Raw genomic sequence first — 13,523 nt, 5'->3', positions numbered from 1 at the left:
TGGCAAATCGGACCGGCTCCGTCGAGCCAGACCGTGCGGCGGATACGCCTATGGGATTCCCCTTATGGCCGACTTATCCACAGGCAAGTGATACTCTGCTTGCACCGCAGCCCCGACCCCGAGTCGCGAAGCGGGCCGAGGTGCGAGTATCCGCGTATCGGCAGGAGAGGATGCCCCAAAGAGGGCGCGGCGAAGGAGAGGCCCGATGACCTGTGACCTCAACTATCTGTACCACCGCCAGCAGGTCGCGTTGATCCGCGCCGACTATGCCCCCACCGTCGAAGCCCGCCGCGGCCAGCAACGCATCGCCGGCCGCTATCGAGAGCTGATCTCGAACTATAAACGGGATCGCGCCGCGCGGATGTAGCGGCGCTTATTTGCTGAGAACAAACTCGACGGTAACGCGAACGTCGGTGGTGACCTTGTCCTCCACCGACGCAGACAGATTGCTGCTCGTCAGCCGTTGAAGCATGTTCATATTGAACGCCGCATCGACGGGCGCGCTATTTTTTATCCGAACAATCCGGCTGACACGCATGTGAAGCGCAGCGGCATAATCGTCGGCTTCACGCTGCGCTTTGGCGACAGCGTCGGCGATCGCTGCCCGGCGCGCCGCATCCTCATCCCTCAATTTCAGGATCGGTCCCGCCGCGAAGCTTGCATTCAAGTCGAGCAGCGAACGACGGATTTGGTCTAGCTTAGTAAGGTCACGGACCGTAACATCAATATAAGCGGTTGCCGACTTAGTCGCATTGCCCTGCTGCATCTGCGCTAGCGCTGCTGGCATATCTTCTGGATCGAAAGCTTCATTACCGACGAAACCCATCCGACCGACATTGCCAGGCTGACGCAGGACAAGATCGGAGGACGGAATTCCTTGCGCGACCAAAGCCGCGCGTACCTTTTCCGCCAGAGATCTGGCGGCGCTATCTGCTTCGGATGCTGTCTTGCTTCGCGACGTGACGCAGACGCTCATCGTCGCTTCCTGCGCTGTGTTTTCGCTCGATCCGTAGGTTACGATTTCGAGCGGCACTTCTCCCGCCGCAACTGGAACCGCATATTGAGCCGGCGCAGGCGACGAACTCAACACGCTATAAATCGTAGCAGCAGTAAGCGCCCAATTTGCTCCCATCGATTTAACTACCCTGCCGCCGGCTCAAAAACGCCAGCCGTTCGAACAGCATGATGTCCTGCTCGTTCTTGAGCAGGGCGCCGTGGAGCGGGGGGATCGCCTTCTTGGGGTCGGCGGACTGGAGCACTTCCAGCGGCATGTCTTCCGCCAGCAGCAGTTTCAGCCAGTCGAGCAGTTCGCTGGTCGACGGCTTCTTCTTGAGGCCGGGCACCTCGCGGATGTTGTAGAAGATGTCCATCGCGCGGCTGACCAGCGACTTCTGGATGCCGGGGAAGTGGACGTCGACGATCGACTGCATCGTCTCGCGGTCGGGGAACTTGATATAGTGGAAGAAGCAGCGGCGCAGGAAGGCGTCGGGCAGCTCCTTTTCGTTGTTCGACGTGATGACGACGATCGGCCGCTCCTTCGCCGCGATCGTCTCGCCCGTTTCGTACACGTCGAACGACATGCGATCGAGTTCCTGGAGCAGATCGTTCGGGAATTCGATGTCGGCCTTGTCAATCTCGTCGATCAGCAGAACGGGCAGCTGCGGCGAGGTGAACGCCTCCCACAACTTCCCCCGGCGGATGTAATTCTTGATGTCGTGGACGCGCTCGTCGCCCAGCTGGCCGTCGCGAAGACGCGCCACGGCATCATATTCGTACAGGCCCTGATGCGCCTTGGTGGTCGATTTGACGTGCCACTGGATCAGGGGCGCGCCGGTCGCGGCCGCAATCTCATGCGCGAGGACGGTCTTGCCGGTCCCCGGCTCGCCCTTCACCAGCAGGGGACGACGCAGCGTCACCGCGGCGTTGACCGCGACCTTCAGGTCCGCAGTGGCAATATAGTTGCTGGTTCCTTCGAAGCGCACGCCGATCTCCATAACCCGTTATGGAGATCGATAAGGCGGCCTGCGCTGCGGCGCAACGGAAAGGCGGCGTTATCCGCCAGCGCGGGCCGCGGCGCGCGACGCCAGCAGATCCCACAGGCCGCGATGCTGGGCGAGCATCTGCTGCGCGCCGAAGGCCATCGCCCGCTCGGCACCCGGCGTAGCACCCGCCGGCACATCCAGCGTCGCGCCACGCGGCGGGAGGGCCGGCGGCACCAGATCGACGCCGAAGCGCTGCGCCGCCGCATCGATCAGGCAGCGGATCGCCCGCCAATCGAGCATCAGGGTGAGCGCCGCGCCCAGCGCGCAGCCGGTGCGGTCCGAACGGCCCAGCATCTCGATCGCATGACGCTGCCCGGCAAGCGCCTGTTCGCAATGCGCCTGGCCCGGCGTGCTGGGCAGCGGGCCGACGGCGGTCACGACCTTGAACAGATAGAGCCGTTCGGCCGCGAAACCCTGTGCGGCTTCGTCGAGCCAGCGAACCTCATGCTCCGCCCCGCCCTTTTCGCGCGCCCAATCGATGATGCCGCGCTGCCCGCCGTGGAGATGCGCGACATGGTGGACCGCATCGGCCAGATTGCGCGAAGTCTCGCGACCCGAATTGAAGATATCGTGCGAAATCCAGGGGTGGTTCGCGGCTCCATCCGCCCGCAGCAGAGAGCCCATCACCTCGGCCGCGCCCGCAAGCGCGGCGTTCGCCTGAATCAACGCCATTTCACTACCCCGAATACAACCAGGTTACGCCGTGGCCCGGACACACGCTTCCGAACCACGAAGACGCTTCTATCCTGCGGGCCGTAAAATTCGGGTTACTGGCGGGGTTGGAAAGCGTTCACCACGCTCATCCATTGGTCGGAAACTATATTTTTGGTCGCTGCAATGGCCCGTTCACGGCTCGCGCGTTATGATGGGATCTTATGGCCCGATCATCCTCCCGATCGAACGACTGGGGTTTCCCCCGCTGGCGCGGCTATGGCAGCGAGCGCGGGGCGACCAAGGTGCGCATGTGCGACCGGCACGGCTGCGACAAGCCAGGCGACTGCCCCGCGCCCAAATCGCCCAACAGCCCGGAACGCTGGTATTTCTGCCCCGAACATGCGGCCGAGTACAATAAGAACTGGGACTATTTTCAGGGCCTTAGCGCCGAAGAAGCCGCCGAGCGCGAACGGCAGGAACGGCGATCGGCATCGGGCTATGCCGAAGCATCGCATTATGGCTGGGCCGGCCCCGGCGACGGCCGCTGGACCGGCGACGAGCTGCGCGCGCTCGAGACGCTCGAGCTGGAAAGCGATGCGGATTTCGATGCGATCCAGGCGGCGTGGCGCCGGCTGGTGAAGGCAAACCATCCCGACGTGAAGCCCAATGACGCGGCGGCCGCCGTCCGTTTCCAGGCGGTGCAGGCGGCGTTCGAGATATTGCGCCGGGCCGAGGAAAAGCGCCCGCGCTGATCCGCCCTTCCGGATCGGGCCGCGTCGCCGGCTCCATCGTCGATCACACAGGCTAGGCCCTCTCCAAAGCCAGAGAGGATCGCCCGTGCCCCGCATCATGAACTTCGATCTGCGCCACCCGCCCGAATTCGGCGTGTCGGGCGCCGACATCTATGCAGGCGCGCTCGATTGCCTGCAGTGGGCAGACGAGCAGGGCTTCGCGCATACGGGCGTGGGCGAGCATCACCAGAATGACGACGGCTTCAGTTCGTGCCCGCTGATCTTCGCGGCGGCGGTGGGCGCGCGCACGAAAGTGATTCGCTTTCAGACCAACGTCGTCCTCGCGCCCCTCTACGAACCGCTGCGCCTGGCGGAGGAGGTGGCGGTCGCCGATCTTTGCCTCAACGGGCGGCTGATCCTGGGCATGGGGATCGGCACCCAGCCCGCCGATTTCCAGGCGTTCGGCGCCGACTTCACGAAGCGCGGCAAGACGATGGACGCGCTGATCCCCTTCCTTCGCACGGCGTGGAGCGGCGAGCCGTTCGACTATCGCGGGACGACGGTGCGGCTGCGCCCCCTGCCCGTTCAAAGCCACGTCCCCATCAACCTGGGTGGCGTCACCCCCGCCGCGATCGATCGTGCCGCGCGGCTGGCCGACAGTTTCCAGTCGGCGACGGTCGCGCATTGGGAGCTGTATCGCGAAGCCTGCCAGCGCCACGGCAAGCCCGATCCCGGCCCGCGTGCCAGACGCGGCCCGATGTTCCTGTGGGTGACGAAGGACGACAAGGCGAAGGTCGAGGCCGAACTGATGCCGCATATCGACCATGTGAACCGCACCTATGTCGAGCAGACCAACCAGATACGCGACGATGGCGGCAAGGCGCCGAGCGAGGGCGGCGCGATCTTCCGCGGCCCTTATGTTCGCGAGGCCGGCAAGCCCGAGCCCTATCTGATCCTGAACCCAGAGGAGGCGATCGCGCTGATCGACGATCTGGGGCCGGATGGCGAATTGTTGTTCAACCCGCTGCTCGCCGGCATCGCACCCGCCAAGGCGCTCAACATGCTCAAGCTGGTCGAGGAGGAGGTGTTTCCCTTCGTCCGCCCCAATTAGATCCTCCCCCGGAGGGGGAGGTGGCGCGCCGAAGGCGTGACGGAGGGGTATTAGCCGGTAGCGAGCCGCCAAGCCTCGAATACCCCTCCACCGGCTGCGCCGGTCCCCCTCCCCCTCCGGGGGAGGATTTCAGGTAGTGAGCACCGCCAGGCTTGCCCGTTCGTTCGCGCGTAGGGCCTTCGGGGTCGCGGGGATGGCGATCGTCTCGCCCGCCTTGGCGATGTCGATGAAGGCGGGGGCGACATAGGATTTGCGGCAGACGGCAGGGGTATTGCCGAGGCTGTCGGCCACCGCCTCCAGCATCGTCTTGACCGAGGTGCGCTTGCCGCGCGCAAGCATCCCCGCCGCGATCGCGCAGGCGCGCCAGGTGCGGAAGGTCTTGGCCGTGCCGTGGCCGTCGGTCAGTTCGCAGATCCATTCGTTCACGTCGGCCGCATGGACCCGCAGGCCCGATCGCAGCGCGAAGAGATCGCCGCTCGATGACTTCTTGAGTTCGGCCAGCGCCGCCGCCAGCGCCGCATCCCTGCCCGACAGATCGGCGCGGATGCCGTGCTTGCCGTAGAAGCAGAGCGTGACCGTATCGCCCTTGATCCGCGCATGGCGATTCAGCAGCGTGGTCGCGCCATAGCTGCCGTGGAGCGCGGAATCGCTCGATCCCACCCGGATCGCGAAGCCATCGAGCAGCCGCACGGCCGCCGCCAGCGCGCGTTCCCACGGATCGTCGCTCTTGAGCGCCTTGCGCACCTGCGCGCGCAGATAGGGCAGGCGTTCGGCAAAGGCGGGGAGTTCGGCGAACTTCGCCTCATCCTGCTTCTCACGCCAGCTGGTGTGGTAACGATACTGCTTGCGGCCGGCGGCATCAATCCCGGTCGCCTGCACCGGCGCGGTCGGATCGGGATTGATCCAGACCTTTTTCCAGGCGGGCGGGATGCCGAGGCCCAGGATGCGCATCCGATCATCGACATCACGGACCAGATCGCCATCCGGCCCGGTGAACCGCCACCCCCGGCCCCGCCGGCTGCGGCGGATGCCGGGTTGGGAGTCGATGGTGTCGACGCGATCGATCGGCTGATGCTTCATGCCGGTTCGAACGCGGAGCGCGGCAAAAGGCTGCTACGGTTTCTGCGCCAGCACCGTCTTGTCGAAGCCGCCGCCCAGCGCGCGGACCAGTTGCACCGACGCCTGAAGCCGGCGAACCCGGACGCCGATCGCCGCGCGTTCGGCCTGCAGCGCGGCGGTCTGCGCCACGACGACCTCCAGATAATCCGACGCGCCGTCATGATAGCGGGTGAGCGCCAGATCGCCGGTGCGCGTCGCGGCCGACGCCGCCGCATCCTGATCGCGCTCGGCCGATGTCAGTTCGCGCGCGGCGGCCAGATTGTCCTCCACCTCGCGGAACGCGCCCAGCACCGTGCCGCGATACTCGGCCGAGGCCTCGTCGAACTCGCCGCGGGCGCGCTTGACGTCGGCGGTGCGGCGGCCCGCATCGAAGATCGGGCCGAGCAGCGACAGCGGGCCGAGCGCCCAGAAGCTGTTCGACTTGGTCAGGATATCGCCGCTAGTCGTCTGCCACCCGCCGTCGAGGCCCAGGGTGAGCGCAGGGAACCATGCCGCGCGCGCCACGCCGATCCGCTGGTTGGCGGCGGCCATGCGGCGTTCGGCGGCCGCGATGTCGGGGCGGCGTTCGAGCAGCTGGCTGGGCGTCGCAACCGGCGCCGCGATCGGCCGGGCCGACATCGCCGCCGACGCGATCGTGAAGGTCGACGGGCTTTCGCCGATCAGGGCCGCGAGCGCATGTTCGAGCATCGCGCGATCGAGCAGGGCCTGCGACAGATCGGCCTTCGCGCCCGACAACTGCGCCTGCGCGCGGCCGAGATCGAGGCCCGATGCGATGCCGCCTTCGTGGCGATTGTCGGTCAGCTTTTCCGCGCGCGCAAACTCATCGATCGTCCGGCGCAGCAGCGCGATTTCGGCGTCCGATCCGCGCAGCGCGAAGTAACCGCTGGCGACCGCTGCCTGCAGGCTCAGCCGCGCCGAGGCGAGATCGGCGGCGCTCGCCTGCCGTTCGAGGACGCCCGCCCGCGCGCCATCGCGCAGCCGGCCCCACAGGTCGATTTCCCAATCGAAGCTGCCGCCGATCGTCTTGTCGGTATATTTGGGGCGGTTCCCGATCGATTGCGGGCGACCGGCCGAAAGCCGTTCGCGCGAGATCGCGCCGCCGGCCGAGATTTCGGGGAAGATTTCGGCATTGGCGCGCCGCGCGATCGCCGTCGCCTGATCATAACGCGCCACCGCCGCCGCGATCGTCGGGCTGCCGGCCGCGGCGCGGGCTTCGAGATCGTCGAGGACGGGATCGCCGAACGCCGTCCACCAGTCGCCACGCGGCGCGGCATCGGCGGGGGCGGCCTGCGCCCAGCCGGGCACCTGTTCCTTATAGGCGGCGGCAACCGGCGCCTCGGCCGGGCGATAGGCCGGGGCCATCGAACAGCCGGCGAGCAGCAGCGCCGGCAGGAGCGCGAAAGACCGCATCCCCGCCGCCTCAGCCCTTCGCGGGCGCGGGCGGAGGCGCCGCGACCGCACGGACCGCATCGCCATTTTCGATCGAGTCGGGCGGGCTGTCTATCACCCGCTCGGTGCCCTTCAGGCCGGTTGCGATATCGACGGTCGCGCCATTGTCGCGCGCGATCGTGACGGGCAGGACGCGCGCCTTGCCGTCCGCACCGACGATCGCGACGCTGGTGCCGTCGTCGCGCACCATCAGCGCGCTGGCCGGCAGGCTGATCGTGCCCGCATTGTGGACCGGGAAGGCGACCTGCGAGAAGGAGCCCGGCTTGAGCGCGCGATCGCCGTTTGCGACCTGCAGTTCGACCAGCACGGTGCCCGATGTCGGATCGACCGCGCCCGCCGTGCGCGTCAGCACCGCATCGAAGGTGCGCCCCGGATATTCAGGGACCGTCAGCTTCGCATGGAGGCCCTGACGGATCTGGCCCGAATAGCCCTGCGGCACGCGGACGTAGATACGCATGCGATGGACGTCGGCGACGGTGTAGATCGGCTGGGCGGCGGCATTGCCCGCAACGATCAGCGCACCGATCTGGGCATTGCGCTGCGTGACGACGCCGTCGAACGGCGCGGTGATGCGGGTGAAGCCCTGCAGCGCGCGCAGCCGCTTCACATTGGCGGCCTGCGCGTTGGCGAGCGCGGTCTTGGCCGCAAGATCGCCGCGCTTTTCGTCGGTTTCCTGCTTCGACACCGCATCCTTGGCGAGCATCATTTCCCAACGCTTCGCCGTGGTCTGCGCGAGCGACTGATTGGCGGCGGCGGTCTGATAATCGGCCTGAGCGGCGGCAAGCTGCTGATCGACGTCGGGCGCGTCGATGATCGCCAGCGTCTGCCCCGCCGACACATTGTCGCCGATATCGGCGAGCCAGCGGCGCATGAAGCCGTTGCTGCGCGCATAGAGCGCGGCGCTGTTGAACGCCTGCACATTGCCCGGCAGGACCAGGCCGTCGCTTTCGGCGCCGCGCGTCGGCTTGATCACGCTGACCGACTGGATGTCGTTATCGGCGGCGACATCGGCCAGTTCGCGATCGGCCATCACGCGGGTGCCGATGCCGACCGCGACGATCGCGAGGGCGACGACGCCGGCGCCGATGCCGTAACGGCGGAGATTGCGATCGCTGAGGTCAGGCATGGGCGAGTTCCGGTTCGGAAGGCTTGGACGCGCGGCGCGAATGAACGACCGCGAAGACGACGGGGACGAAGAGAAGCGTGGCAATGGTGGCGAAGGCAAGCCCGCCGATCACGGCGCGGCCGAGCGGGGCGTTCTGCTCACCACCCTCGCCCAGACCGAAGGCCATCGGCGCCATGCCGATGATCATCGCGAGCGCGGTCATCAACACCGGGCGGAAGCGGACCATGCCCGCCTCCAGCGCGGCCTTGGTCGCGTCGCCCAGTTCGGCGAGCCGTTCGCGGGCGAAACTGACGACCAGGATCGAGTTGGCGGTCGCGACACCCATGCACATGATCGCGCCGGTCAGCGCCGGGACCGACAGGGTCGTGCCCGTGCTGAACAGCATCCACACGATCCCGGCCAGCGCGGCGGGAAGGGCCGTGATGATCACGAACGGATCGAGCCAGCTCTGGAAGTTCACGACGATCAGCAGATAGATCAGCACGATCGCGCCGAGCAGGCCGTAGCCAAGGCCGGAGAAGGCCGCGTTCATCGTCTGATACTGTCCACGCATCGTGACGGTGATGCCCGCCGGCTTATCCTTTTCCAGCCGCTTGATGACCCTGGCGATGTCGCTGGACACCGCGCCCAGATCGCGGCCCGCGGGGGCGGCGTAGATGTCGATCACGGGCTGGATATTATAGTGGCTGGCGACGGCGGCGGTGCTCGACCGCTTGATGTCCGCAATGCCGCCCAGAACCTGCTGCCCGCCCGTGCCCGCGGGACCGGCGACCGGGATGTTCGAAAGGCTGGCGACCGAATCGATCTGATATTCGGGCGTCTGGCCGACGACCGGATAGGTGATGCCGTTCTGCGGGTTCAGATAGAAGACCGGCGCGGTCTGCAACGTTCCGGCCAGCGTGGTCGCGACGCTGTTGGTCACGTCCCGCTCGGTGAGGCCGAACTGGCCGATGCGCGAACGGTTCACGTCGACATCGAGCTGCGGATAGCGCGCCGATTGCTGGATGCGCGCATCGGCGACGCCCGGAATGCCGCGAATGCCCTTCAGGATCTTCGTCGCATAAGCGCGGTTCGCCGCGATGTTGCGGCCCGACACCTGGATATCGATCGGCGCCGGCGAACCGAAGTTCAGGATCTGGCTGGTGATATCGGCGGGCAGGAAGGAGAAGGTGAAGGCCGGGAATGCCTTAGGCAGTTCACGGCGCAGAGTCGCCATATGCTCCTCGGTCGGTGCATGGCCTTCCTTCAGGGAGATCAGGATGTCGCCGTCCTGCGGGCCGACCGTGCCCGAATTGTTATAGACGACGTTGATGCCGCTGACCGGCAGGCCGATATTGTCGATGATCGTCTCGATCTCGCCCGCCGGCAGGGTGCGGCGGATGAAACGCTGGATCCGATCGAACTCGGCCGAGGTATTTTCGATACGCGAACCGATCGGCGCGCGGACGTGGAGCATCATCTGCCCGGAATCGACCGTCGGGAAGAAGTTGCGGCCCAGGAACGGCACCAGCACGAAGCTGATCAACACCACGGCCAGGAAGCCGATGATGAACGGCTTGCGCGCGCCCAGCGCACGGCCGAGCAGATCGCCATAGCCCGCGCGGACCTTTTCGAAGCGCGCCTCGAACTCGCGCTGGAAACGGACCAGCGGGTTGGTCGACGTGGGCGACCCCGCCTCATGGCTGTGGCCGTGCGTGTCGTGTGGCTTGAGCAGATACATCGCCATCGTCGGCACCAGGGTGCGCGACAGGATGAACGATGCGATCATCGCGAACACCACCGACAGCGCCATCGGCACGAACAGGAAGCCCGCGACCCCCGGCAGCGCGAACATCGGCACGAACACGATGCAGATGCACAGCAGCGACACGAAGGCCGGCGTCACGATCTGCGCCGCGCCGTCGAGGATCGCGGGCACGACGCCCTTGCCCTGTTCGAGATGCCAGTTGATGTTTTCGATCGTCACCGTCGCGTCGTCGACGAGGATGCCGACCGCGAGCGCGAGGCCGCCCAGCGTCATCACGTTCAGAGTCTGCCCGAACATCGCCAGCGCCGCGATCGCCGCCAGCACCGCCAGCGGGATCGAGATCGCGATGATCACGGTCGACCGCCACGAACCCAGGAACAGCAGGATCATCAACGAGGTGAGCGCGGCCGCGATCGCGCCTTCCTTCACCACGCCCTCCAATGCCGCCTTCACGAACAGCGACTGATCGCCGATCGGCAGCACCTTGAGCGTCGGCGGCAGGCCCGCCATCAGTTCGGGGATCTTGTCCTTCACCCCCTGAACGATCGCGATCGTCGAGGTCGCGCCATTCTTCAGCACGGTCAGCAGCGCGGAGCGATGCCCGTCGACATGGACGACGTTGGTCTGCGGTGCGCTGCCGTCACGGACGTGGGCGACGTCGCGCATGTAGATCGTCGCGCCGTTCACCACCTTGATCGGCAGGTTGTTGAGTTCCTCGATCGAGGACGGCGCGTTGTTCAGACGGATGCTGTACTGGAAGATGCCGATCTTCGCGAAGCCGGCCGGATTGATCTGGTTCTGCGCGGCGACGGCATTGGCGACGTCCTGCGCCGACAGGCCGTTGGTCTGCAGCGCGACCGGATCGATATCGATCTGGATCTGACGCTGCCGTCCGCCCGACGGGAAGGGCATAGCGGCGCCGGGGATCGTCACCAGCTGCGGCCGGATCTGGTTCTGGCCCAGATCGAACAATTGCTGTTCGGTCAGCCCCTGCCCCGACAAGGCCAGCTGCAGGATCGGCACGGTCGACGCGTTATAGTTCAGCACCAGCGGCGGATTGACGCCCGGCGGCATGTTGCGAAGCACCGTCTGCGACACCGACGTGACCTGCGCGGTCGCGGTGCGGATGTCGGCGCCCGGCTGGAAGAAGATCTTGATCACGCCGATGCCCTGCATCGACTGGCTTTCGATATGTTCGATATCGTTGACCGTCGTCGTCAGCACGCGTTCGTGATTGCCGATGATGCGGCCTTCCATCTCCGACGGCGGCAGGCCGGCATAGCCCCACACCACCGCGACGACGGGAATCTTGATTTCGGGAAAGATGTCCACCGGCGTGCGCAACGCCGAAATCGTGCCGCCGATCAGGATCAGCAGCGCCATCACGATGAACGTCAGCGGTCGCGTAAGCGCGATCCGGACGATGGCGGTCATTGAACAGCAACCATGAGAAGCGGCGCGAACCCCGGACTTCTCCGCTTCCCCCCAGTCGCGGACGATGAATTATTTCCGCACTGCATCATAGACGCTGGGGCGTCTAATATCGATTGCACCTTGATCGATACATGATCCATATCAATCGCAAATGGAATTACGCCATCTCCGCTATTTCGTAGGCGTCGCCGAGGAGCTGCATTTCGGCCGCGCCGCAACACGCCTGGGCATATCGCAGCCGCCGCTGAGCCAGCAGATCCGCGCGCTGGAGGACGAACTGGGCGTCGCCTTGTTCGAACGGACCAGCCGGCGCGTGACGCTGACCGAAGCGGGAACCCTGTTCCTGACCGAGGCGCGCCGCGTGCTGGATCAGGCGGATCATGCGATCGACGTAGCCCGGCGCGCGCAACGCGGCGAACTGGGCGAATTGTCGGTGGGCTTCTCGGCCTCCGTCCCGTTCAACGCGGTCGTGGCGAACGCGCTGTCGTCGTTCCGCGAAGCCTTCCCCGCCGTGCGGCTCAACCTGGCCGAAATGCCGCGCGGCGAGCAGCTGGAGCGGCTGCGCGAGGAACGGCTCGACGTCGGCTTCATCCGCGGGCTCGGCGAGCCGCCGATCACCCCGATGATGGTCGCGACGCCCTTGTTCGACGAGCCGCTGATGCTCGCCATGCGCAGCGATCATCCGCTGGCGACGCGGCGGCGCGCGCCATCGATCGCCGATCTGCGCGACGAAGCCTTCGTCCTCTACGGATCGGATCATGGCGCGGGCTTCAACGAGCATCTCGACGAACTGTGCGCCAAGGCCGGCTTCACCCCGCGCGTCGTGCAGGAGGCCGCGGGCCTGACGACCCTGCTGGGCCTCGTCGCGGTGGGGATGGGCATTACGGTCATTACGCGCTCGCTTGCGGCGCTGCATCCCGACAATATCATATTCCGCGAACTGGCCGGCCAGCAGGTGTTGAGCAGCCTGTGGCTGGTGCGGCGCAGGAATCTGTCGACGGCCGCGCGTCGGTTCGTCGATCTGGTGGAGACGGGGCACGCGACGCACAGGGGGGATTAGGGAATGACGGGGGGGCTCGATCTCGACGCGATCCTTGGCGAAATCGCCGCCGACATGGCGCGCGAGGAGGATCGCGGCAAAGTCGCCGACTATATTCCGGGCCTGGCCGGGGTCGATCCGCGCCACTTCGGCATCGCCGTGGTGCTGGCGGACGGCAGCATGCACGTCGCGGGCGACGCCGACGTGCCTTTCTCGATCCAGTCGATATCGAAGGTGTTCGCGCTGACGATCGCGCTGGGCAAGGTCGGCGATCAGCTGTGGCGGCGCGTGGGGCATGAGCCTTCGGGCTCCGCCTTCAACTCGATCGTGCAGTTGGAGGCCGAGCATGGCATTCCGCGCAACCCGTTCATCAATGCGGGCGCGATCGTGGTCAGCGACGTGATCCTGGGCGGCAGCCGCCCGACCGAGGCGATCGGCGAGATATTGCGCTTCACCCGGCATCTGGCGAGCGACGAGAGCATCCGCATCGACGAGGATGTCGCGAAGGGGGAGAAGGAGACCGGCTTCCGCAACATGGCGCTCGCCAATTATATGCGCGCCTTCGGCAATCTCGATCACGCCGCCGAAGACGTGCTGCAGGTCTATTTCAACCAGTGCGCGCTTTCGATGACTTGCCGGCAACTGGCGATGGCGGGGCGGTATCTGATGGCGGGCGGGGCGCATCCCGATACCGGGCACAATGTCGTCTCCGCGCTCCGCGCGCGGCGGATCAACGCGCTGATGATGATGTGCGGCCATTATGACGGATCGGGCGAATTCTCCTTCCGCGTCGGCATGCCCGGCAAGTCGGGGGTCGGCGGCGGCATTTTGGCGGTGGTGCCGGGAATCGCTTCGCTCGCGGTCTGGTCCCCCGGCCTCAACGATCGCGGCAATTCGCAACTGGGCGCGCTTGCCCTCCAGCAGCTCGCCGTCGCGACCGGCTGGTCGGTGCTCAACCCCCGAGAAATGGCGGTTTCTTCCTAAAGACCGAATAAATTTGCATAGTAAAACGATTGCAGCCGCACCGGAGGGAACTTGAGCCACTCTGGATCATAAAAGACGGCGAAGTTG

At 66.1% G+C, this 13,523-nt stretch carries 12 protein-coding genes; 5 read left to right on the top strand and 7 right to left on the bottom strand.

All coding sequences use genetic code 11. From position 1 onward, the window contains the following. Positions 1-205: 205 nt before the first annotated feature. On the top strand, positions 206-367 hold the full coding sequence (locus EOD43_RS23685) for a hypothetical protein (protein ID WP_164857275.1): 162 nt from the start codon (positions 206-208) through the stop codon (positions 365-367). Positions 368-373: 6 nt separating this feature from the next. Here the strand turns inward: EOD43_RS23685 and EOD43_RS16125 are convergent, their stop codons facing one another. From EOD43_RS16125 to EOD43_RS16115, 3 genes are all read right to left on the bottom strand, one after another. Beyond that, on the bottom strand, positions 374-1,090 hold the full coding sequence (locus EOD43_RS16125) for an SIMPL domain-containing protein (protein ID WP_164857274.1): 717 nt from the start codon (positions 1,088-1,090) through the stop codon (positions 374-376). 46 nt (positions 1,091-1,136) lie between these two features. Then, entirely contained in the window at positions 1,137-1,982 is an 846-nt protein-coding gene (locus EOD43_RS16120) for an AAA family ATPase (RefSeq protein ID WP_127745062.1), read from the bottom strand. Between the two features lie 69 nt (positions 1,983-2,051). Beyond that, positions 2,052-2,714: a DUF6975 family protein gene (locus EOD43_RS16115; RefSeq protein WP_127745061.1), complete on the bottom strand. Its 663-nt coding sequence runs from the start codon at positions 2,712-2,714 to the stop codon at positions 2,052-2,054. A gap of 203 nt (positions 2,715-2,917) precedes the next feature. Between EOD43_RS16115 and EOD43_RS16110 the strand changes: the two genes are divergently transcribed. Continuing rightward, complete coding sequence (locus EOD43_RS16110) at positions 2,918-3,448, top strand: J domain-containing protein (protein WP_127745060.1); 531 nt, start codon at positions 2,918-2,920, stop codon at positions 3,446-3,448. A gap of 85 nt (positions 3,449-3,533) precedes the next feature. Next, the gene (locus tag EOD43_RS16105; RefSeq protein WP_164857273.1) at positions 3,534-4,538 is read left to right on the top strand and encodes an LLM class flavin-dependent oxidoreductase; all 1,005 of its coding nucleotides are present in this window, start codon (positions 3,534-3,536) and stop codon (positions 4,536-4,538) included. A gap of 129 nt (positions 4,539-4,667) precedes the next feature. On the opposite strand, the gene EOD43_RS16100 is transcribed toward EOD43_RS16105, so the two are convergent. Genes EOD43_RS16100 through EOD43_RS16085 form a run of 4 tightly spaced genes read right to left on the bottom strand, consistent with a single transcriptional unit; the run spans position 4,668 to position 11,413 of the window. Then, positions 4,668-5,618: a DNA topoisomerase IB gene (locus EOD43_RS16100; protein WP_127745058.1), complete on the bottom strand. Its 951-nt coding sequence runs from the start codon at positions 5,616-5,618 to the stop codon at positions 4,668-4,670. A gap of 33 nt (positions 5,619-5,651) precedes the next feature. Next, positions 5,652-7,067: an efflux transporter outer membrane subunit gene (locus tag EOD43_RS16095; protein WP_127745057.1), complete on the bottom strand. Its 1,416-nt coding sequence runs from the start codon at positions 7,065-7,067 to the stop codon at positions 5,652-5,654. 10 nt (positions 7,068-7,077) lie between these two features. Further along, positions 7,078-8,232, bottom strand: a complete 1,155-nt coding sequence (locus tag EOD43_RS16090; RefSeq protein ID WP_127745056.1) for an efflux RND transporter periplasmic adaptor subunit — start codon at positions 8,230-8,232, stop codon at positions 7,078-7,080. Beyond that, complete coding sequence (locus tag EOD43_RS16085; RefSeq protein ID WP_127745055.1) at positions 8,225-11,413, bottom strand: efflux RND transporter permease subunit; 3,189 nt, start codon at positions 11,411-11,413, stop codon at positions 8,225-8,227. Before EOD43_RS16085 ends, EOD43_RS16090 begins: the two co-directional genes overlap by 8 nt. Before the next feature lie 151 nt (positions 11,414-11,564). Here EOD43_RS16085 and EOD43_RS16080 point away from each other — a divergent pair, with 151 nt between their 5' ends. Together EOD43_RS16080 and EOD43_RS16075 are read left to right on the top strand one after the other, a co-directional pair. Further along, positions 11,565-12,473, top strand: coding sequence for a LysR substrate-binding domain-containing protein (locus tag EOD43_RS16080; RefSeq protein WP_127745054.1), 909 nt, complete (start codon positions 11,565-11,567; stop codon positions 12,471-12,473). A gap of 3 nt (positions 12,474-12,476) precedes the next feature. Beyond that, entirely contained in the window at positions 12,477-13,436 is a 960-nt protein-coding gene (locus EOD43_RS16075) for a glutaminase (RefSeq protein ID WP_127745053.1), read from the top strand. Positions 13,437-13,523: the final 87 nt, after the last annotated feature.

Source organism: Sphingomonas crocodyli, assembly GCF_004005865.1.
GTDB lineage: Bacteria > Pseudomonadota > Alphaproteobacteria > Sphingomonadales > Sphingomonadaceae > Rhizorhabdus > Rhizorhabdus crocodyli.
The sequence above is the reverse complement of the archived record's forward strand: the minus strand, read 5'-3'. Positions and strand labels throughout refer to the sequence as shown.